This is a genomic window from Polaribacter staleyi, assembly GCF_038024045.1.
Lineage (GTDB): Bacteria > Bacteroidota > Bacteroidia > Flavobacteriales > Flavobacteriaceae > Polaribacter > Polaribacter butkevichii.
In genome coordinates, this window is the sequence record NZ_CP150665.1 from 3,678,315 (window position 1) to 3,700,259 (window position 21,945).

Consider the following 21,945-nt stretch of genomic DNA (forward strand, 5'->3'; position numbering starts at 1 on the left):
TGCGAGCTTTTTACAGGTTGATTTCTTACAACTTTATAATTCCTTTTTAGATAATACAGAAGATCCCGTAAAGTTTGTTATAATTATTTTAGGGGTTCCATATACTTCTGTTTTACTTTTGTCTGATGCGTCTATTGTTATTTTTTCTGATGTTTGAATTGTAAAATTGGCACTTTCTTTAACGGTAGTGTTGCAATTAGTAACAATCAATTCTTCTCCTTTAAAAGTAGAATCTTCAAGAGTTAATGCGTTTAAAGAAATAGCAGAACCTTTAATATTTACAATAGCATTTCTCATCATTCTTGTACTTAAGCTATCTGTTTTAATAGTTATTTCTGTGTTACTAGATTCGCTTAAATCTAAATTAACCTCTTTACTAGTAATGTCTATTTTAGATTTAGAACGTAATTGAAACCTTGATTTATTATTATTAATAAGATTAAACTTGTTAGATTCTACAGATAAGTTTGCAATTGTATAGTCATTTATCTGAAGCAACATAGAAGGAGTTTCTATTGCGTTTAACGATTCTATTTCTGCATCATTATTTAATACGATTTCTTGTAGAGGGTTGTTATAGTATACAGTAATATTTAGACGTTTTGCTCTTAATTTAGCTGTAGTAGAAATGGTTAGTATAGAATCTAGAACGCTTATTTCGATAGCATCATGTAAATTTTCATCAGTTTCCACTTCTACGAATGAGTTTGCTGATTTATATAAAACAACTTTAAAATCATTATTAACAGATATCTTGTTAAATGAATTTAAATCTGTTTTAACTCTTGTAACAACTTTATTTCCTTTTATTTTTTCTTGGCTAAAGCTTGTAGTTGAGACTGTTATCGATAGTAGTAACAGTAATAAAATTTTATTTTTCATGATTTTTTGTTCTTTTTTTTTAGCAGAAAAAAACCATTCCAAAGTTTGAAATGGTTTTTTATTATAAAATAAAGAAAACAATTACGCTAACATGGTAACTGGATTTTCTATAAATGTTTTTAATGTTTGTAAAAACTGAGCTCCAACAGCGCCATCAACAGTTCTATGATCGCAAGTTAAAGTTAAGTTCATTGTGTTACCAACAACTATTTGTCCGTCTTTAACAACAGGTTTTTGTACAATTGCACCAACAGATAAAATTGCTGAGTTAGGCTGATTGATAATAGAAGTAAAGTTTTCTATACCAAACATACCTAAATTAGAAACAGTAAAAGTACTTCCTTGCATTTCTGTAGGAGCTAGTTTTTTGTTTCTTGCTTTACCTGCTAAATCTCTAACACCTGCACCAATTTGAGTTAAACTTAACTCATCTGTGTGTTTAATAACGGGTACTAATAAACCATCATCTACAGCTACAGCAACACCTACGTGTATATGACTGTGGTAAATAGTATTTGTATCTGTCCAAGAAGTGTTTACTTGTGGATGTTTTTTCAAAGCCATTGCACATGCTTTTACTACCATATCATTAAATGATACTTTAACATCTGGAATTGCATTTATGGTTTTTCTAGAAGCCATTGCATTGTCCATATCAACTTCAATATTTAAACTGAAATCTGGAGCAGTAAATTTAGAGTTACCTAAAGATTTTGCAATTGCTTTACGCATTTGAGAATTCTTAACTTCTTCTGAGTTTTCTACACCAGTAGCTGGTGCATTTGCAACTGCAGGAGCAGCTGCTACTTTAGCAGCAGGAGTATAGTTCTCTACATCTTTTTTAATGATTCTTCCGTTTTCACCAGAACCATTAACATCTGCTAAATTAATTCCTTTATCAGAAGCAATTTTCTTAGCTAAAGGAGATGCAAATACGCGTCCGTTAGAAGTATTGTTTGATACAGCAACAGGTTTTGCTTCTTCTAGTTTAGCAGCTGGTTTTGCTGTAGTTTGTTCTGGAGCTTTAGCGGCAGGAGCGTCAGCTTTTTCAGCAGGAGCTGATGCAGTTGCGCCACCGTTAGCAACTAATGCAGATACATCAGTTCCGGCAGGACCAATAATGGTTAATAAACTATCTACAGGAGCAGTTTCTCCTTCTTGTACACCTATGTATAAGATGGTTCCTTCATAGAAACACTCAAATTCCATAGTTGCTTTATCTGTTTCAATTTCTGCAAGCATATCTCCTTCAGAAACACTATCACCAACTTTTTTTAACCATGTAGCCACAGTTCCGTCAGTCATTGTATCACTTAAACGAGGCATTGTAATTACCTGAACTCCTTCAGGAATAGCAACACTATCAGTTGTATCTGCTTTTGCAGTTGTTTCTTCTTTAACTTCTTCAGTAGCAGCTTCTTCTTTAGCAGGTGCTGCACTTCCGTTAATAATAGCAGAAATATCTTCACCTTCTTCACCAATAACGGCTAATAAAACATCTACAGGAGAAGTTTCTCCTTCTTGAATACCGATGTATAATAGAGTTCCTTCGTAGAAAGATTCAAACTCCATTGTAGCTTTGTCTGTTTCAATTTCAGCTAAAATGTCACCTTCTTCAATTTTATCTCCAACATTTTTTAACCATTTTGCCACAACACCTTCTTCCATGGTGTCACTTAATCTGGGCATATTTATAATTGTAGCCATATCTTAACTTATAAAAGGGTAATCTTCTTGTTCATAAACCATATCGTACATTTGCTGAGGTTCTGGATACGGAGAGTCTTCTGCGAATTTCTCACATTCTTTTACCTTTGCTTTTACTTCTTTATCTATAGCAGCTAATTCTTCTGCAGTAGCATATTCTTTTTCTAAAATAATATCTTTTACTTGCGTAATAGGATCTATTTTTTTGTATTCTTCTACTTCATCCTTAGTTCTGTAGTGTTGTGCATCAGACATTGAGTGACCTCTATATCTATATGTTTTCATTTCTAAGAAAGTTGGTCCATCACCACGTCTTGCTCTATCTAAAGCTTCATCAATAGCTTCAGCAACCTTTATAGGATTCATAGCATCTACTGGTCCACAAGGCATTTCATACCCTAAACCAAGTTTCCAAATATCTGTATGGTTTGCTGTTCTTTCTACAGAAGTTCCCATTGCGTAACCATTGTTTTCACAAATAAAGATTACAGGTAATTTCCATAACATTGCTAGGTTAAATGCTTCGTGTAAAGAACCTTGTCTTGCAGCACCATCTCCAAAACATGTTAAGGTAACACCACCAGTGTTGTTATATTTATCACCAAAAGCAAGTCCTGCACCTAAAGGAATTTGACCTCCAACAATACCGTGACCACCATAAAAACGAAATTCTTTAGAAAAAATATGCATAGAACCACCCATTCCATGAGATGTTCCTGTAACTTTTCCATACAATTCTGCCATTACACGCTTAGGATCTTCTCCCATACCAATAGGCTGTACGTGGTTTCTATAAGCAGTAATCATTTTGTCTTTAGATAAATCCATTGCATGCAATGCACCTGCTAAAATTGCTTCTTGACCATTATATAAATGTAAGAAACCTCTAACTTTTTGTTGAATGTAAACAGAAGCAAGTTTGTCTTCGAACTTACGCCAAAAAAGCATGTTTTGATACCAATCTAGATAGGTTTGTTTGGTGATTTTTTTCATTTTAGTGATATTGTTTATTTTTTAAGACCATCAAAGTATTCTTTTGAATAATCAATGACAAAAATAACTGTTTTAGATAGAATAAAAAAACAAGATGACTTTAAAATAAAACAAAATATTTTAAGGGTGTTATTTGTCTTTTGCTATGACTATAGTAGCCTTAGCGCCTGTTGCTAAGTTCCACTCATTAGAAGAGAGTAGTGCGCCTTCATTATTATAGACCTTAAAAGCGGCTGTATTAGGTCCAGAAGTGCCTTGGTTAAGTGCTTTAAATGCAATTTTATTTAGACCAACTTCTAAAGGGATATTAAATTTCTGATAACTTTGTTTAAGGGTAATGTTAATTATAACAGGAATATCATTAACTAAGATGGTAACCATATCTCCATCTGGGTATTGAAAATCTCTACAAATTATGTTTACACTTTTAGAATTTGTTCTAAAACTTCCTAAATCTTGATCGATTTTAGGGTAAATATATTGACCATTTATTTTTTTAAAGGCTTTTAAAAAACGTTCTTCACGCTGTTTTTCTTTTGTTAAAATACCTTTATTATTAAGATCGTTATCTGCTTGTTGTTTTTTTAATTTTTTATTTTCTTTATCAAAAGCACTTTTAAAGCCATCGTTTCCTTTTAATTCTAAAGCATTGGGTTTTGTAACCTCTTTAGAATTGTTTAAAACAAGTCCTTTAATGTTCCCTTTTTCTTTGTTACCAGAATTATTATCTAATTGTGCAAATAATTGAATTACAGTTAATAATAAAATTGGTAAAAGAAGTTTATTTTTTAATTTCATAGGTATCATACTTTCTGATAATATTACAAATATAATGCCGATTTTTAAGTGAAGTTGTTTCTATTTTGTTAAAAGGTATTATTCAATAGGAAAATTAAAGTAAGTTTTAGGAAACGGTTCGAATCTTAAAGTAAAATGCCACCACTCGTTTTTATAAGGTCTAAAATTATTTTGCATCATTGCAGTGCGTAACAACATTCTGTTATTTTGTTGCTTAGCAGTAATTTTTTTAGATAATGCATGAGATGTTATTCCAAAAAAATCGAAAGGACTTCCCATATCTAATTCTTTTCCTGTTTTTGTGTTTACAATTGTTAAATCTAAAGTGCTACCTCTTGAGTGCCCTGATTTAGAAGCGATATAACCTCGTTTAAATAACTGAGATTTTGGTACAGTTGGGTAAAACTGCTTTTTCATTAAAGTGTCTTCTAAAACCTTTGCCCAACGAACAAAATGATTTACCGATTGTTGTGGTCTGTAGGCGTCAAATATTTTAAGGCTTAGGTCTTTTTTTTGTAAAAAATGTTGTACTTTTTGTAAAGCAGCTGCTGTTTCTTTGGTAACTATAATACAGTTTTTGTGATATCCATCAATTGGTTTTCCTATAAAATTGTTGTTGCCTAAATAGCGTAATTCAGATTGTATCGTTTTATCTAAGTCAGATAAATATACAAATCCGTCAGGCAATTCTTGTCCGAAGGAAAAAAGAGAAATAAAGAATATAAAAAAGAGAATTGTTTTTTTCATAAAGTAAAAATAAGCAAAAAGATAATAGGTAAACTTTATGGATGGTTTTATATCAAAAAAATAAATTGATAGAAACCTGTAGAGATTAAAAAAAATGCTAATTTTGTTATAAATAAATGAATCATATGAATCAAACTACAAATACAATTTTAATGATTCGTCCTGTCGGGTTTAGGATGAATGAGCAAACTGCTGTGAATAACTATTATCAAAAAACAATAGAAGATGCACTTCCTGCAAGCATAAACTCAAAAGCACAAGTTGAGTTTGATACTTTTGTAGAAAAATTACGCAGTTTTGGGATTCATGTAATTGTAGTTTCTGATACAAAAGAGTCTGATACGCCAGATTCTATTTTTCCTAATAATTGGATTTCTTTTCATGAAGATGGTACGGTTGCTTTGTATCCAATGTTTGCTGAAAATAGACGTTTAGAAAGGCGTGAGGATATTTTAGAGCAATTAGAAAAGGAAGGTTTTTTAATAGAAAACATTATAGATTATACTTCAGCAGAAGAAGATCATGTTTTTTTGGAAGGAACAGGGAGTATTTGTTTAGATAGAGAGAATAATAAGGCATATTGCGCACTTTCTCCAAGAGCTGATGAAGAATTGTTTGTTGAGTTTTGTGAAGATCTAGAATACACTCCGGTTGTTTTTACGGCAAATCAAACCGTAAACGGTAAAAGAGAAGCTATTTATCACACGAATGTTATGATGTGTGTTGCAGAAACGTTGGCTATAATTTGTCTGGCATCAATAGATGATAAAGCAGAACGTAAAAATGTGTTGAAGCATTTAAAAGAAGATGGTAAAAAAGTAATAGATATTACAGAAGAACAGGTAAATAATTTTGCTGGTAATATGTTACAAGTTCGTGGTAAAGATGATGAACGATTTTTAATAATGAGTCAAGCAGCATTTAACTGTTTAACACAATCTCAAAAAGCACAAATAAACAATCATTGTAAAATTATTTCTAGTTCTTTAGATACCATTGAGTATTGTGGAGGAGGAAGTGCACGTTGTATGATGGCAGAAGTGTTTTTGCCGAATAAATAGGTAAATGCATTTACTTTTACTCGCGATTGCTCCAGCAACAATAATTATACTCTATATTTATTTTAAAGATAAATTTGAAAAAGAACCTATTGGTTTTTTGTTTAAAAACTTTCTTTTAGGGGCAACAGTAAGTGTTATCTTGACTGTAATTATTGGTGGTTTTGCTAGTAAATTAATTCCATTATCAGAAGGAACGAGTATTTTACAACAGTTTTTGAAAGCATTTGTAGTAGTTGCGTTGGTAGAGGAGTTTTCTAAATATGTAATTGTTAGGTATTATGCGCAAAGAAATAAAGAATATAACGAGTCTTTTGATGGAATCGTTTATGCTGTTATGGTTTCTATGGGGTTTGCTACCTTAGAAAACGTATTGTATGTTTTTCAGCATGGGGTTTCTACCGGAATAATTAGAGCTTTTACAGCAGTACCTGCGCATGCAACTTTTGCTATTTTAATGGGGTACTTTATGGGGAGAGCTAAGTTTTCTAAAAATAGAATTGTTTTAAATTTAACAGGCTTGTTCTTTGCAACGTTGTTTCATGGCGCCTATGACTTTTTCCTTTTTATTAATTTTATTCCAGGAATTTCTATTGGAGCATTTGTTTCTTTAGCAATTGGAATTATCCTTTCTAGAAAGGCGATAAAAAAACATCAAAATAGTTCGGTTTTTAAAGTTTGATAAATTTTCTTTACAATTACCTTTTTATTATCACACTGAATTTTTATGATAAATATTTCTTCGTTAAAATCAGAAATATCAATTTCTTTTGAGGGTTAAATAAAGAAATCTGTATTTTCTTATCTAAAGAATTATAAAATTCTAGTTTAAGAAAATACAGATTTATATGAGGATTAAAACTTAACTATTAAGAATTATTAATAGAATTCTACATTTTTATTTTTCTAAAACTTCATCAATTACAACTCCATTTGTACCGTTAGGAGATTCAATATTTAATAGGTTGGAAATTGTTGGTGCAATATCTGTAATATTGTATCTTTTTGATGACGAACCTTGTTTAATACCATTTCCATAGAAAATAATTGGTACATGTGTATCATAAGAATAACCAGAACCATGGCTTGTACCTGTTCTTCCGCTAATTAAAGTGGCTGGATTTGGAATCATAAAGACGTCTCCAGATAATTTTTGATTGTATCCGTTTTGAAGCGAATTTAATATGCCAGAAGAAAAATGTGTGGTTTGTAAAGTTCTTGCTGTTACTACTTTATAAATGCCATCAAAATTAATAATTTCATCAGCTAATTTTTGAGCCACTGTGTTTGCATCTAAATTTAAAGACGCTATTTTTTCTTTATTTAAAAATATTTGATAGTTAGAAACGTTTTCTATCAGTTCATCAGAATTAAAATACTTTTTAGTAGTTTCTATAACAAATTCGTTAAACTTTTTTATGTTTAAATAATGAGCAGGAATTTTTAAAGATTGTAAATAGGCAGGTACGTGCACTGCTGCGTGATCTGCTGTTAAAAATAAAGTGTAGTTACCTTTTCCAACTTGTTGGTCTAGAAATTTAAAAAAGTCTGCTAAATCTTTGTCTAAACGTAAATAAGTATCTTCTGTTTCTACAGCAGAAACACCATATTTATGACCCACGTAATCTGTTGGAGAAAAACTAACAGCTAAAAAATCTGTATATTCCCCTTTACCAAGATTTTCACCTATAATTGCAGCTTTTGCAAAATCGGCAGTAAAAGTGTTCCCAGAAGGAACCGTTTTTATTAAGTCGAAATTTCCGTTTTTTGTACGTAAATCTTTTAAGTCTTTAGGAAAAGTAGGTGTTTTTTGCCCTTTTAATTTTCCTTCAAAAATATTATTGTCCGCTCTACTGTTTGTGTAGGTGTCAATGTTGTAAAGTGTTTTCCAAGGAGTATTTAAATAATCATCGGCTTTATTATTAGTGTTAAAATCTTTTACCCATTGTGGCAGTTCATTCATGTAAAAAGTACTGGTAACCCAAGTATTAAAATTACGCCCATCGTACCAAAAAGCTCCATTTGCAGTATGACCTGCAGGCAAAATAGCAGAACGATCTTTTATAGAAACCCCAATTGTTTTTCCATGCATGTTTTGCGCTAAATGTAATTGGTCTGTTATGGTTGATGTAAAAAGTCTCTTTGGAGATTTTTGACCATAATTACCATCATTACCAACGGTTTTAAAAGTAGCATCATCTACACAATAAATAGATTTTTTAAGGTATTTATCATACCAATTGTTAGAAATAATACCATGTTCACTTGGTGTGGTTCCTGTATAAATAGAGGTGTGACCAACAGCTGTATATGTTGGTATATAGTTGTAATGTGCATTTTCTAATGAAAATCCATCTTTTAAAATTCTATTAAATCCGTCTTTCCCATATCTATCAGCAAACCTAGTTAAATAATCATATCTCATTTGGTCGATAACAATACCAACTACCAATTTTGGTTTTTTATTTTGTGATGTTAGTTTTGTGTTTCCTGAAAAAATAAATAAACAGATTAAACTAAAAATAAATTTGAATTTCATAAGGGTATAATTAAATTATTGATCAAAAGTAATTATTTTTTGTTTTGATATGGTCAATTTAACTTTCTATTAATGATATTTTAATACTTTAGCACAAAATTAAAATGAATGAATTACCTAGAACATATTGGTAAATATTTTATGATGTTAGGTAGAGTTTTTAAAAAACCGCAAAAAGGAAAGGTTTTTTATGAGGCTTTACTAAAAGAAATTGATGATTTAGGCTTAAAGTCTTTAGGTATAATAATGTTTATTTCCTTTTTTATAGGAGGTGTAATTGCATTGCAAACGGCTTTAAATTTAGACAATCCATTTATTCCGAAATCTTTAATAGGTTTTGCTGCAAAACGTTCTATTATTTTAGAGTTTGCACCTACTTTTTGTTCTATTATTTTAGCGGGTAAAGTAGGGTCTTATATAACATCTAGTATTGGTACAATGCGTGTTACAGAACAAATTGATGCGTTAGAAGTTATGGGTATAAATGCACTAAGTCATTTAGTGTTACCTAAAGTTTTAGCAACCGTTTTCTTTTATCCTTTCTTAATATCATTAGGTATGTTTTTAGGTATTTTAGGAGGCTGGGTTACAGGTGTTTTATCTGGTCTTTTTTCTGGAGCAGACTATATAGAAGGTATACAAACCGATTTTGATCCATTTTTATTAACATATGCTATTATTAAAACTTTAATTTTTGCGTTTTTAATAGCTACTGTGCCATCTTATCATGGTTATTATGTAAAAGGAGGTTCTATAGCTGTTGGTAAAGCAAGTACACAAGCGGTGGTTTGGACAACTATTTTAATTGTAATTGCAAATTATTTTTTAACTCAAATGCTTTTAACCTAAAAAATGATAGAAGTAAATAATTTACATAAAGGTTTTGGAGACGTAAAAGTATTAAAAGGTATTACAGCTACTTTTCTTCCAGGAGAAACAAGTTTAATCATTGGTGAAAGTGGTTCTGGTAAAACAGTATTTATAAAGTCACTAATTGGTTTACACATGCCAGAAGAAGGAACTATTGCTTTTGATGGAAGAATTAATACACAATTTACAGAAAACGAAAAACAACAATGGAGGCAAGAAATTGGGATGGTTTTTCAGGGAAGTGCATTGTTTGATTCTCAAACCGTAGAAGAAAATGTGATGTTTCCATTAAAAATGTTTACAAATAAACCTTTCGAGGAAATGCTAGAGCGTGTAAACTTTGTTTTAAAAAGAGTCAACTTAGAAAATTCAAATAAAAAATTACCTGCAGAATTATCTGGTGGAATGCAAAAAAGAGTTGCCATTGCAAGAGCCATTGTTATGAATCCTAAATACTTGTTTTGTGATGAACCTAACTCGGGCTTAGATCCTCGTACTGCCATTGTAATAGATAAATTGATTCAAGAAATTACAGACGAATATAAAATTACAACTGTAATTAATACCCATGATATGAATTCTGTGATGGAAATTGGAGAAAAAATAATTTTTTTAAAGGATGGTAAAAAAGCTTGGGAAGGAACTAGTGAAGATATATTTAAAACTGATAATGAGGCTGTTGTAAGTTTTGTGTATTCGTCTAATTTATTTAAGAAAGTTAGAGAAGCGTATTTAAATGAAAAAAGATATAAATAGATTTGGTTTATTTAAAATAAAGCATATCTTTGCAGCCGCTAAAAAGGAAATAAATTGACCTGGTAGCTCAGTTGGTAGAGCATCTCCCTTTTAAGGAGAGGGTCCTGGGTTCGAGCCCCAGCCCGGTCACAAGAAATTAAGAGCTTCATCTGACAAACATGAAGTTTTTTTATAAGATAATCTCTATTTAAAAGTTGTTATCTTAAGTTAAATAAATATCTTTTCAGGTGTTAAGATAAAAAACTAAAGACCTGGTAGCTCAGTTGGTAGAGCATCTCCCTTTTAAGGAGAGGGTCCTGGGTTCGAGCCCCAGCCCGGTCACTTAAAAAGCTTCACATTTTTTGTGAAGCTTTTTTTATTTATAAATATTTAGAAAAGGTTGTGCTTTAAAAGACATTCTTTTTTTAAAAAAAGTGTTAATTTTTTGTTGTCTAGTAATTATAGGTAAAAAAAATAACAGAAAAAGATAAGAAAGTTTTTTTTATACAAAAAAGATGTTATATTTGCAGCCGCTAAAAGCAACGGTCTGGTAGTTCAGCTGGTTAGAATACCTGCCTGTCACGCAGGGGGTCGCGGGTTCGAGTCCCGTCCAGACCGCTTTTAAAGTTATCATTTAGAATCAAAACCTCGCTAATCATATGATTGGCGGGGTTTTTTCGTTTTTAGGGTTATATTTTAAAATATATTATTTAACTTTAAATGGGATCAAGTCAAAAAGTTGTGGGATTTAAGGATTACGCAAAAATAGTGCTAAGTCTAAATAAGAAAAAATCCACATTTCTGACGCCTCTAAACTGTGCTCTAAAGGCTTTAATTTTAGCGTTGAATGATTCTGCAGAAGCATTAGTACTTCGATTATCAAAATAGTTTAAGATGTTTTTGTAATGTATGGACATTGTTCTAGCTATAGTATTGAAGCTTTTAAACGCTGCTTGCCTTACTTTTTCATCCCATTTAGCAAGTCTTATAAGTGCTGATGTTTTATCTTTAGTGTTATTGAATATCCAAGATAGATTTTGGCATAACTTGTATGCTTTCTCTAAATCCGGATATTTTTCAAACAGTATTTCTGCTCTTATAGATTGATTTTTAGTCCATTTACGACTTGATTTATATAATAGATATCTGCTTCTAGCTAATAGTTGTTTGAGTGTATCTCCATTAGGTAATAGTTTTGGGTTGTATTTTAAAGATTTACTTCTGGCGTTTTCAATGGCATCATTCTCAGTATCAATCGCTTCCCATCGATGTTTAATTCTTATTTCTTGCAGTGCATCTAAGGCTAATTTTTGCACATGAAAACGGTCTATTACTAAGGCAGCGTTTGGAAAGGATTTCTTGACTATAAGCCCCATATTTCCCGCCATATCCAAGGTTACTTCCATAACTTTCTTCCTGTGTTTTAAAGGAATTTTATGAAGTATTTTTATGACAACTTCAGCTTTAGTTCCTTTGATCATGGCTACTATTGCGCCTTTCTTTCCTTTAGCTAATTTATTTGTTATTATGGTATATAAATCACCGTTAGAAAAGGCAGTTTCATCAAGTGATAAGTGAGTCCCTAAATTCTTTGCAAACAATAACCAATCTGTTGCGTGCTTCTGTTGATCCCAAGCTTTAAAATCACTTAAATAATCCTTATACTGTCTTTGTAAACTTCTGGGATTTACCCCGTAGAAATTAGCTACAGTACTAGCGCTAGTAGCGTTATTACTGACTGATATCTTTTAAAAAAGCAGCAAATTCACTAGTTATTCTAGTGCCTTTTGCTACTAATTGCCAATTTCTTGTAACTACTTTTTTAGAATTTTCTTCAACCCAACGTCGTCTAATAACATGTAGAAAAACGTTTTTACCACGTATTGGAAAATCTTGCACCGTAGCCTCTGGGAAAAAGCCTTTAGAGCTTAATTTAAGGGGTTTAAATTCTTCTGGAATTGTATTTAATTCTGTAAAATAGAAATGAAGTTCTCCATTTTTAACTTCGTGTTTCGTTAATTTAAAATAGTCAACAAGAATTTCTGGTAATAATAGTTTTGTTAGTTCAATTGAAGTATCCAAAATAGAGGTTTATTAGAAAGCAAAGTTCATGCTTTTTAATTTACTCCACAACTTTTTGACTTGACCCTTTAAATGTCCACAAATCGTCAACAGTTTATTTTTAATCGTCAACATAGTTGAAAATTAGACCTAAATTTTGAAATAACCCTTAGTATAGTTGATTTGACTTTCGTCTCAATGAATGTTTAACAATCTAAAGACGATAACTATGCGTACTTCTTTAACATTTTCTGTGCTTTTTTGGATTTATACCAAACGAGCCCAAAACAACCAGATAAATATTTATGCCCGGATTACCGTAAATGGTAAAAAGGTCAATATCAGCCTTAAACATAAAGTTGATGTTAAAACTTGGAATCCAAAATCCCAAAAATTAAAAGGAAATAGCCCAACCGTTAAAGTAATGAATTTATATCTTGATGAAGTCAAATCAGGAATTGTTCAATGTTATAGGGAACTAAAAATGGAAAATCGAATTCTGACAGCTGAACTCATCAAGGCAAGGTATTTGGGTGAGGATAAAATTCATTATTCCCTTAGGGACATTTTTGAATACCATGATAAAGCCATGGTACACAAGCTGAAGGCTAACACTATAGGGCATTACAAAACAACTGAAAAGCATGTTTTTGCATACTTGAAAAAAAAGCATAAAACTTTAGATATACACCTTCAGAACTTGGATTATGAATTTATCATTGGCTTTGAGAGTTTCCTAAGGGGCTATCAATCGAGGCCATCGCAGGGAACGATCAGTAACAATGTAGCAATGAAACATATTCAAAGACTTAGAAAAATAATTACTCTAGCTTTTAATATGGAGTGGATTGATAGAGACCCTTTTGTTCAATTCAAGCCAAAGTTGGAGAAGAAAGAACGTGAATTCCTTACAGAAACCGAGCTTCAAAAGATTGAGCGTGTATCTTGTCCTATCGACAGGCTCATGACAGTTAAGGATCTGTTTATTTTCGGTTGTTACACAGGAATGTGCTATGTCGATATTATGAAGCTCAAAAGAGATAATATTTTGTCAGGAATTGATGGCAATAGTTGGATAATGACAGAAAGATTAAAAACAAAGACCCCAGTAAAAATACCGTTGTTGCCTGTAGTGGAATCATTGATAGAGAAATATGAAGATCATCCAAGGACCATGTTTTCAGGTGGATTGATGCCTTACTTGTCTAACCAAAAGTTGAATAGCTATCTAAAAGAAATAGCTGACATGTGTGGTATCAATAAGAACCTTACATTCCATATGGCTCGACATACTTTTGCAACAACAGTAACTTTAAGCAATGGAGTTCCAATAGAAACGGTATCTAAATTATTGGGTCATACCAAAATTGTCACGACTCAAATTTATGCTAGAGTGATAGAAAGAAAGATAAGTGAGGACATGCAAAGGCTAAAAGACCGCTTTTCTGTTCAGAAAACTAGTTTTTAGATATTATTCAATCGTTTTAAGTTATTATATTTTTTTGATTTTGAACTTACAGAATAGATCACTTTTTATAGCTCTAAAAGTGAAATTTTATAATAACCCACAAAATAGTTGTAAAATAAAATGTAATAAAAAAACGTTTAAATCGCGCTTTTTTTACAACTTTAGCGGTTCTGCATATTTAAGAATGCAAGTATAGAATCGTTTTGCATAAAACCACCGTGAATTTTGAAAATTTCTAGCACAGTTTTTTCGAAATTGGTAACTTAAAATTCAAAAAAAAAAATCGCGAAAATTAAGCCATGTTTTTTAACGTGTTTGTAAATGGAAAGTTGCGGGATTAAGCAACTAACTTACAAAAAATGGAACGAACCAGAGGAAAATCCGTAGGATTTTCCAAGTAGGCAAGAACCAAGCAATTATTTTTACACGGTGTTACCAACTGTAATTTTATAATATATTATTTAAATCTTGCCTTCCAATGATAGCCATAATCTCTATAATCTTATTGTCATTATTAACTTTAAAATAAATGCTGTCAGATCCACAGACACAGCGTCTATAATCTTGTTTTATAAAGTCAACCGATTCAAATGAGAAAGGTCGTTGAGCAATAATGTCAAAATACTCAAAAAATGAGTTGAAATATTTATCAGCTTGTGTTATTCCAAATTTCTTTACGCCGTAATGATGAATTCTAATTAAGTCATCTTTAGCTACGTTACTTAATTTGTATTTAGTCATTTAATAAAGACTTTGATTTTGCTAAAATTTGCTCTTTACTATCATTAGTAAAACCACTATTTTCAGCTCTTTCTAATTTCGAGCTTATCCAATCTATTTGGCGTTGTTGATTTCTAGCCTGTCTTATTAGGTCGTTTACGAGTTCACTTTTACTGGAATACTCGTTAGTTTCCACTTGGGTTTTTAACCATTCGTCATTTGGTTGTGTCAATGAAATGCTTTGTCGTGCCATGTGATTCGTTTTTGATGTAAATTTACACCAAAAAAAAGTATTTACAAAATATTTCAACCCCAAACACTAAACTTCAGACAGTTGGGTTTTATTGTTGGTAACGGTTATGTGTATGGAAAGTTGCGTGTTTGAGTGCGAGGATTTTCCGAAGGAAAATCGGATGCAAGTAAACGAGCAACTAACTTTGGTTAAGCTAAAAATAGCAATTTTTTATATATGGTGTTGGCAATTGGCTTTTTACATTTCATAGGATTGTAATTTTTCAGCGTATTAATGAAAAATGTCCTTTAAAACTCCTACTATCTCCTAAATAAGCAGTAAACCAATAATCTGATGCAAACAAATGTTTTCCATTGTAAGTTCCATCCCAACCTAAATCATTAAATGTAAGTTGCTTTAATAACTTACCGAATCTATCAAAAATATAAATTACTGAATTTGGAAATTTTTCAATTCCTCTAATTTGCCAATTGTCATTAAACCCATCGTTATTTGGGGTGAAAAACTTAGGATAATCTACTAATACAACTTCTTGTTCATCCAATCCACAACCTTTTTTATCTCTAACTTGAATATTATAAATACCTCCTAATAGGTTATAAAATCTGTTATCATCTTGAAAATTAAAACCATCAATAGAATATTCAAAATCACCGTCACCAGAAGTAATTATTTCAACATAATTATTATCTGAAATATCTTGAATTTTGACTTCGTCAATTTTAGGTAGATTTGAGCGAATTAAATTTAATGAAAATGAATTTTCGCAGGATGTTCCATTATTTATTTTAGAAACACGAAGTGTATAAATACCTGCATCTATTAAATTTGCTTCAAAGGAATTTGAAATTACTGACCCATCTTCAAAAGTCCATTTCCAATAATCAAAAGTTGAATTGGATGTAATATATAACGATGGCTCCAAATCACATAAAAAATAATTATTTTCTAAATTAATTTTTGGTAACTCGTTTACAATCATTTCAAAACTGGTTTCTGAATAACACAATGAATTTAATTCATTTTCAACTCTAACATTAATAGTTTGTGACCATGCAACTGTATTTTGATAATTTATCGGCAAAGGATTTGACAATTCATTTCCATTTTTATCTGAATAAAATATAAGTAACCCTATTTGATTACCTATCAATTGATTTTCAATTGTAGATGTATCGAAATAGCCAATTCCGTTACCTTCATCACAAGCGTACAAATTGAGAGGCTGATTAATTTGAGGTTGTGTGGATGTTATTAAATTTAAAAACGTTTCAGCATAACATTTTGTTATTGGGTTAGTAACTCTTACGGTTAAAATTTCTTGGTTTGCAATGATATTTGTATAAGGATTTGGTAATGGACTTGATAATTGGTTTCCATTAGAATTAAAATATGAAATGACCATTCCTGTTTGATTTCCTAAAACTAATGTTTCAATAGTTGATGTATCAAAATATTCTGAAATCCCATCATTATTATCATCGCAACCAGCAATATCTGCCAACGTATTTGCAATTGGCAAGGAAGATACTACAATATTAAATGTAGTTTCATTATAGCAATTAGTTTGCTTATTAGTGACTCTTACTGTTATAGATTCTTGGTTTTTAACTTTATTATCCACTGCATTTAATTGAGCACTAGAAATTTGTTGACCATCTTGAAAATAAAAATCTAGTTGTATATTATTTGCCGTTAAATCTGATTGAATTTGGGATAAATTAAAAGTTGCAAATCCGTCACTATCACCATTGCATTCAAAAATATCTTCAACTTTTGATACATCTGGTAATGAATTTATAATTAAATCAAACGTAATTTCAGAGTAACAGCATTGTTCTTCATTTCTAGCAACTCTTACTGTAATAGTTTCTTTATCTTTTACCGAATTTGTAAAAGGATTTGGTAGCAAATCGTATTCATTTCCTTTTCCATCAATATAAGTAACAAACTTACCTTGTTTTGACCCCTATAAAACAAGAGTAATCTTTTAAATTTCGATTATTAATTAAGCTGTTAAATTTTTCATCATAATTAGATGTTTATCTGTATTCCATTTTTCCATTGGGGTTATACGTCCCAACAATCCGTGAAGTCTTCTATTGTTATAAAATTTCACGTATCGTTTTAATATTTGCTCTATTTCACCAAAATATTGATAGTCGAACCTTTTAAAAACTTCTTTTTTTAATATTCCGTGATACGCTTCTATATGTGCATTTTCCTCAGGTGTTGCAATGTGTGTAAATTCTTGTTGTACTCCGATTAAACCTAAGTATTCACGTACTCTTTTAGCTATAAATTGGCTTCCATTATCACTTCTAATAACTACATTATTGGGGTAATCATAATCTTGAAACAACTCAGATAGTAATGTAATAACGTGATGCTGTTTAATGGTAAAAGAAAAATAGTCTTTTAGTATTCTACGAGTATGAACGTCTATGACCGAGAGTAAATAAGCATTCTTTCCTACACTTGGTATCCAAACCATTTTTATATCCATTTCCAGGCATTCTAAGGGCTTAGAAGTGTGAACTTTTCTGAACTTTACAAACTTGCGTCCTGAACCACTTCTATCTATCCTATTATCTAGTTTGAGTAAGCCTTCTTCTTTCATAATTCTATATAGTTTTTTATGATTTATAGTGTACCCCTCTCTTTTTAAATAGCTGGTCATTAATCGATAACCACAATCTATAAACTCATGCTGTAAAATTTCTTTTATAGCTGCAACTACATCGTTTTGTAATACAAAGCCTTTGGTCTTATGAAAAGTTTCTTTAGTTGGCTTATTTCCTTTTTTACCACCACTAGGTTCTCTGTAGTAACTACTCTCTACAATACCTACCATTTTTAGGATTTTTGTTTTGCTACACTTATATTTTTTATAAATTGCATTGACTAAATCTTTCTTGGATCGGACGTTCCAAACTTTTTTTTTAAAAGTTCTCGTTGTACTTCAAGCTCAATTTCTCTATCACTTAATAATTTTCTTAAAACTCGATTCTCTTCTTCTGCCTCTTTAAGTTCTTTACTCTTGGTATCATAAGTTACCTTCAAACCTGCTTCTCCTTTGTGCTCAAACTTCTTTCGCCAACTGTAAAATGTTCCAGTGCTTACACTGTATTTTCGGCAGGCTTCTACAATACCTATTTCTTCTGAAACTGATAGAATTTCTAACTTCTGTTCTAATGTCCATTTCTTGTATTTCATATCTCAAATATATTAGTTTTGAAATTTAAAATATCACTCCGAACTATTAAGGGGCTAAACTATACCTGTTTGGCCTCCTAAAACTTGAGATTGAATATTTGAAGTATCAAAAGACGTAGAAATTCCTGTGCCAAAAGTATCTTCACAAGCTTCTAAATTATTAATACCGTAGGCATTTGGTGGTTCTTTTACATTAATAGTTTCAGATAACACCTCTGCGCTTCCATCAAAAGCGGTAACTGTGGCAGTAACTGTATAAGTGCCATCTGCCGAAAAATCGTGATAAGGAGATAGATCTGTTGATGTATTCTCAATATCTGATACTGGATCTCCAAAATTCCAAACTATAGATGCAATTTCTTCCTTTTTTTCAACACTAAACTCTTTTAAAAACTCTGAACAAATATTTGAAATGTTCATTTCAAAATTATTTGAAGTGTGTATGGTTTTTCCTTTAACATTAATATATACATTATAGTCTTTGCCAGGTAAACCATAATCTTGATTTATAACATCAGTATTTACATAAGTTGGTCCGGCAACACAACCTTTATACCATGAAGGAGCTCCATCATCTTGAACTGTCCCAGCAAAATGGGCTAAAGCAGAACCATAGGCAACTCCTTTTTTAACCTCAACAAGTATTCGAGTAACATCAGATGGAATTACAACTGCTGTATCAAAATCTAGGTTTAAAATTCTGACCAGATCGCTTTCATAAGGAAATTGATATTCCTGACTGCTTCCTATTAAATCAGTTTCAGAGAAAGAATCTGGAAAATTATCATCTATTTTGTAAATATTAAATTGAATTGTTGCTCCCCAAGTACCATAACTAATACCTACTTGTCCAGAGTTGATTACAAAAGCTTCATTGGTTGAAATTCCAAAATCTTCTAAATAATAATCTCTTGCAAAATAAGTATATGATGATGAACAAGAATGATTCATTGTTTTAATAACTTCATCACAAAAATTATGTGTTAATGTGGTATTAGCCCCATAATTTGAAGCACTATATTTTTCACCAGTAACATTTATATAAAAATTTGCATTAGGAACAGGCGAATCTAAATCTGTAGTTGACGTATACGAATAATATTTTCTACACCCTTTATACCAAGAATCTCCTGTATCTTCTGCTGTACCGGCTATAATTACTTCTGCAGAATTAGGATTGTAAAAATCTACACTTTTTCCAACGGTAACTAGTATTCTTTCTACACCAGCAGGAACAACAAAGGGTTTGCTAAAATCAAATTGAACAATTTGTGGAGTATCTATTTGAGGCAATAACATATAACCACCACTTCCTAATAAAACAGGTATTGAATTGGGAAAATTTGTATCAACACTAAAAATATTAAACCCTAAATAAGCCCCGTTATAAGATTTACTTATACCAACTTCTGCGGAGCGAATAATAAATTGCTCATTAGTTGTTATCCCAAAATCTGACAAATTGAAAACTCTGGACCAAGACTCATCCTCCTCGCAAGAAACCATACCCGTTTCTATAGGTGTAGTTCCAATATTGTGTGTTAATTTAATTTGGGCATTTACACATTGAAAAGATAATACAAGTAAAAGTAGGGCTAAGCTTTTAAACATATTTTTTTGAATATAGTTGTGGTCATTCTTGTTCGTATTTTCAGCTTGTTGCCAACGTTAATGTATATGGAAAGTTGCGTGTTTGTGTGCGAGGATTTTCCGAAGGAAAATCAGAAGCTAGCAAACAAAGCAACGACCAAACGGCTTAACTAAAATAAGCAATGTTTTTTACACGGCTTAAGTTAGCATTTTATAATAAAAGACTAAATTTAAGTATATAAATCAGAAAGAATAAAAGAGAGAATTAAGGTTAATATACACGGTGAAGCCAAGACTTCGACAACATTGATAATCCTCTCTCTTTTCTACTAACAATCACGTTCAGTTCTGTGAGACCTAGATCTCGATTTCAAGTTGTTGTGAGTAAAAGTAGGTTATTCTTTCATAAATCAGTTCTTATGAATAAATATAAGGAAATTTTTGGAGTTGACATCAGTAAAGACGTTTTTGATGTTTATGGAAGTACAAATGGTCATGATCAATTTAAAAATGATGAATTAGGGTTTAAAACCTTTTTAAAAAGTTTACCTAAAAACTCATTAGTTATTATGGAAGCAACAGGTTATTACCATTACAGATTAGCTCAGTTTTTATACAAACAAAGCATTTTTGTATCGGTGGTAAATCCTTTGTCTGTAAAGCGTTTTATCCAAATGAAATTATCTAAAGTAAAGACGGATAAAAGTGATGCAAAGGCTATCTGTGAATATGGAAGTATCAATGAAGTTCCATTGTATACGGCTCTTACTAATGTTCAGAGTGAGTGTTTACAGTTGTTTAGGTTATTAGATAGTGATATTAAAAAACGCACAGCGGTTAAGAATAAAATCCACGGAGAAGAAGTTTTAGGGATTCCCTCTAAGTGGGTTTATGGTTCATTAAAACGGACTAAAAAACATTTAGACAAAGAGATTTTAGGAATCGAAACAAAAGTACTATCATTAGTAAAACAAGACCAACAAGCACAGTTAACATTGCTAACTAGTATTCCAGGAATAGGATTGAAAACGGCATTGTTTTTAATTGTAATTACTGATGGATTTAAGAAATTTGAAACAGCTTCACAATTATGTAGTTATGTAGGAATTACTCCAACGATAAGAGTATCTGGGAGTAGTGTACGTGGAAGAAGTAGAATAAGTAAGGTTGGAAATAGGAAGTTACGCAACCTCTTGTTTCTCTGTGCTTTTACAGCTTGCAAGCATAATAAAGGATGTCGCGAGATTTATGAGCGAATTGTTAACAAGGGTAAGAGTAAGAAATTGGCTTTAATAGCGGTTTCAAATAAACTGATAAAACAGAGTTTTGCTATTGCAAAATCAGGTTTACCATATGACGAAACGTACGTTTCTGTTTTATCAAAATAAGTAGTATTTACATAAAAAATAAAAGCTCAAAATACGAATTCATAGCATTATGAGCCTAAAATAATAGTGCGTAAATTTAATGAAGAAAAGAGTTGTTTTTTAGCTCAGTTCTTTGTTGTGGGCAGTTTATTCCGTTGGCATTTTTGACATATCCATATAGAACATTTCCCAAGTGTGTCCATCTAAATCTTCGATTGTTCGTTGTTGCATAAAACCGTAATCCCTTAATTCGTTTGGTTCATTTCCGCCTGCCCTTAATCCGTTTTCCAAGATTTCATTCATTTCATCCACGCTATCGGCAGACAAAGAATAAAGTCCGGCAATATTTACTTTCGTGTCTGCAATTGGCTTGGTGGCAAAGGTTGAAAACTTTTCGTGTGCCATTAGCATTACGAAAATTGTATCGCTCCACACCATACATTTTGTGGTGTCGTCTGAAAATTGAGGATTGTTCGTAAATCCCAATGCTGTATAAAAGTCCATTGATTTTTTGACGTTTTTAACAGCTAAATTGATAAAGATTTGTTTTGCCATTTTTTCGATTTTTAGTTTATTGTTTGAATTTTGTTTTTGTAATGGTAAGAAAGTGCAAGTATGCCCAAGAAAGTCAAAGGCATAATCATATAACCGATGTTTTTATCTACACAAGCGTGACTTATGAACGCAAAAATAAGTGTAAATGAAAGTCCTGAATATGCCCATTCTTTTAGCTTATCAGGTGTTTTTGGGTAAATGATTGCGATAACCCCAAGGACTTTTGCAATAGCTAATGAGTATGCGAAATAATCGGGATAGCCTAAAGCTTTTGTTCCGATTGTCATATACTCTGGTGCAAAAATCCAAGTACTCATTGGCATAATGGCTTCCCAAAGTGCTATAATAATTGTAGCCGTCCAAAAAATGATTTTAGCTTTTTTCAT

Annotated in this window: 22 protein-coding genes and 3 tRNA genes; 9 read left to right on the top strand and 16 right to left on the bottom strand. The window is 31.4% G+C overall.

Going from position 1 to position 21,945, the window contains the following annotated elements:
• Positions 1-33: 33 nt before the first annotated feature.
• From WHD07_RS15305 to WHD07_RS15325, 5 genes are all read right to left on the bottom strand, one after another.
• Complete coding sequence (locus WHD07_RS15305) at positions 34-882, bottom strand: GIN domain-containing protein (protein WP_146105237.1); 849 nt, start codon at positions 880-882, stop codon at positions 34-36.
• Positions 883-963: 81 nt separating this feature from the next.
• Positions 964-2,589: a pyruvate dehydrogenase complex dihydrolipoamide acetyltransferase gene (locus tag WHD07_RS15310; protein WP_343329089.1), complete on the bottom strand. Its 1,626-nt coding sequence runs from the start codon at positions 2,587-2,589 to the stop codon at positions 964-966.
• Positions 2,590-2,592: 3 nt separating this feature from the next.
• Complete coding sequence (pdhA, locus tag WHD07_RS15315; RefSeq protein WP_105047626.1) at positions 2,593-3,582, bottom strand: pyruvate dehydrogenase (acetyl-transferring) E1 component subunit alpha; 990 nt, start codon at positions 3,580-3,582, stop codon at positions 2,593-2,595.
• A gap of 129 nt (positions 3,583-3,711) precedes the next feature.
• Positions 3,712-4,380: a hypothetical protein gene (locus WHD07_RS15320; RefSeq protein WP_105047627.1), complete on the bottom strand. Its 669-nt coding sequence runs from the start codon at positions 4,378-4,380 to the stop codon at positions 3,712-3,714.
• Between the two features lie 78 nt (positions 4,381-4,458).
• The gene (locus tag WHD07_RS15325; protein WP_343329090.1) at positions 4,459-5,127 is read right to left on the bottom strand and encodes a M15 family metallopeptidase; all 669 of its coding nucleotides are present in this window, start codon (positions 5,125-5,127) and stop codon (positions 4,459-4,461) included.
• A gap of 125 nt (positions 5,128-5,252) precedes the next feature.
• Between WHD07_RS15325 and ctlX the strand changes: the two genes are divergently transcribed.
• Together ctlX and WHD07_RS15335 are read left to right on the top strand one after the other, a co-directional pair.
• The gene (ctlX, locus tag WHD07_RS15330; protein ID WP_343329091.1) at positions 5,253-6,188 is read left to right on the top strand and encodes a citrulline utilization hydrolase CtlX; all 936 of its coding nucleotides are present in this window, start codon (positions 5,253-5,255) and stop codon (positions 6,186-6,188) included.
• Positions 6,189-6,192: 4 nt separating this feature from the next.
• On the top strand, positions 6,193-6,867 hold the full coding sequence (locus tag WHD07_RS15335; RefSeq protein WP_343329092.1) for a PrsW family intramembrane metalloprotease: 675 nt from the start codon (positions 6,193-6,195) through the stop codon (positions 6,865-6,867).
• 216 nt (positions 6,868-7,083) lie between these two features.
• Here the strand turns inward: WHD07_RS15335 and pafA are convergent, their stop codons facing one another.
• On the bottom strand, positions 7,084-8,724 hold the full coding sequence (gene pafA / locus WHD07_RS15340; RefSeq protein WP_343329093.1) for an alkaline phosphatase PafA: 1,641 nt from the start codon (positions 8,722-8,724) through the stop codon (positions 7,084-7,086).
• A gap of 108 nt (positions 8,725-8,832) precedes the next feature.
• Here pafA and WHD07_RS15345 point away from each other — a divergent pair, with 108 nt between their 5' ends.
• The 5 genes from WHD07_RS15345 (at position 8,833) to WHD07_RS15365 (ending at position 10,947) form a co-directional block, all read left to right on the top strand.
• Positions 8,833-9,573, top strand: coding sequence for an MlaE family ABC transporter permease (locus WHD07_RS15345; protein WP_105047633.1), 741 nt, complete (start codon positions 8,833-8,835; stop codon positions 9,571-9,573).
• A 3-nt stretch (positions 9,574-9,576) separates the two neighbouring features.
• The gene (locus WHD07_RS15350; RefSeq protein ID WP_105047634.1) at positions 9,577-10,350 is read left to right on the top strand and encodes an ABC transporter ATP-binding protein; all 774 of its coding nucleotides are present in this window, start codon (positions 9,577-9,579) and stop codon (positions 10,348-10,350) included.
• 56 nt (positions 10,351-10,406) lie between these two features.
• Positions 10,407-10,479, top strand: a tRNA-Lys gene (locus tag WHD07_RS15355).
• A 119-nt stretch (positions 10,480-10,598) separates the two neighbouring features.
• Positions 10,599-10,671 (top strand) — tRNA-Lys (locus WHD07_RS15360).
• A 202-nt stretch (positions 10,672-10,873) separates the two neighbouring features.
• A tRNA-Asp gene (locus tag WHD07_RS15365) sits at positions 10,874-10,947 on the top strand.
• 137 nt (positions 10,948-11,084) lie between these two features.
• On the opposite strand, the gene WHD07_RS15370 is transcribed toward WHD07_RS15365, so the two are convergent.
• Complete coding sequence (locus tag WHD07_RS15370) at positions 11,085-12,074, bottom strand: ISAon1 family transposase (RefSeq protein WP_422897657.1); 990 nt, start codon at positions 12,072-12,074, stop codon at positions 11,085-11,087.
• Entirely contained in the window at positions 12,061-12,411 is a 351-nt protein-coding gene (locus WHD07_RS15375) for an ISAon1 family transposase N-terminal region protein (protein ID WP_343329009.1), read from the bottom strand. Before WHD07_RS15375 ends, WHD07_RS15370 begins: the two co-directional genes overlap by 14 nt.
• 208 nt (positions 12,412-12,619) lie before the next feature.
• Between WHD07_RS15375 and WHD07_RS15380 the strand changes: the two genes are divergently transcribed.
• On the top strand, positions 12,620-13,858 hold the full coding sequence (locus WHD07_RS15380) for a site-specific integrase (RefSeq protein WP_343329094.1): 1,239 nt from the start codon (positions 12,620-12,622) through the stop codon (positions 13,856-13,858).
• Positions 13,859-14,305: 447 nt separating this feature from the next.
• Here the strand turns inward: WHD07_RS15380 and WHD07_RS15385 are convergent, their stop codons facing one another.
• The 6 genes from WHD07_RS15385 to WHD07_RS15410 form a co-directional block, all read right to left on the bottom strand.
• Entirely contained in the window at positions 14,306-14,599 is a 294-nt protein-coding gene (locus WHD07_RS15385) for a type II toxin-antitoxin system RelE/ParE family toxin (protein ID WP_343329095.1), read from the bottom strand.
• The gene (locus WHD07_RS15390) at positions 14,592-14,831 is read right to left on the bottom strand and encodes a CopG family transcriptional regulator (RefSeq protein WP_343329096.1); all 240 of its coding nucleotides are present in this window, start codon (positions 14,829-14,831) and stop codon (positions 14,592-14,594) included. The genes WHD07_RS15385 and WHD07_RS15390 overlap by 8 nt, the downstream gene beginning before the upstream one ends.
• Positions 14,832-15,093: 262 nt before the next feature.
• Positions 15,094-16,743 (bottom strand): T9SS type B sorting domain-containing protein, encoded by a 1,650-nt coding sequence (locus WHD07_RS15395; RefSeq protein WP_343329097.1) that lies wholly within the window; start codon positions 16,741-16,743, stop codon positions 15,094-15,096.
• Between the two features lie 96 nt (positions 16,744-16,839).
• A complete protein-coding gene (locus tag WHD07_RS15400; RefSeq protein WP_343330977.1) occupies positions 16,840-17,727 on the bottom strand; it encodes an IS3 family transposase in 888 nt (295 codons plus the stop codon).
• Between the two features lie 8 nt (positions 17,728-17,735).
• On the bottom strand, positions 17,736-18,047 hold the full coding sequence (locus WHD07_RS15405) for a transposase (RefSeq protein WP_343328339.1): 312 nt from the start codon (positions 18,045-18,047) through the stop codon (positions 17,736-17,738).
• 54 nt (positions 18,048-18,101) lie between these two features.
• Entirely contained in the window at positions 18,102-19,658 is a 1,557-nt protein-coding gene (locus tag WHD07_RS15410) for a PKD domain-containing protein (protein WP_343329098.1), read from the bottom strand.
• A gap of 398 nt (positions 19,659-20,056) precedes the next feature.
• Here WHD07_RS15410 and WHD07_RS15415 point away from each other — a divergent pair, with 398 nt between their 5' ends.
• Positions 20,057-21,025 carry an IS110 family transposase gene (locus WHD07_RS15415; RefSeq protein ID WP_343328560.1) on the top strand — a complete coding sequence of 323 codons (969 nt, stop codon included), beginning with the start codon at positions 20,057-20,059 and terminating at the stop codon, positions 21,023-21,025.
• 126 nt (positions 21,026-21,151) lie between these two features.
• Here the strand turns inward: WHD07_RS15415 and WHD07_RS15420 are convergent, their stop codons facing one another.
• Entirely contained in the window at positions 21,152-21,559 is a 408-nt protein-coding gene (locus WHD07_RS15420) for a VOC family protein (protein ID WP_343329099.1), read from the bottom strand.
• Between the two features lie 11 nt (positions 21,560-21,570).
• A complete protein-coding gene (locus WHD07_RS15425; protein WP_343329100.1) occupies positions 21,571-21,945 on the bottom strand; it encodes a DoxX family protein in 375 nt (124 codons plus the stop codon).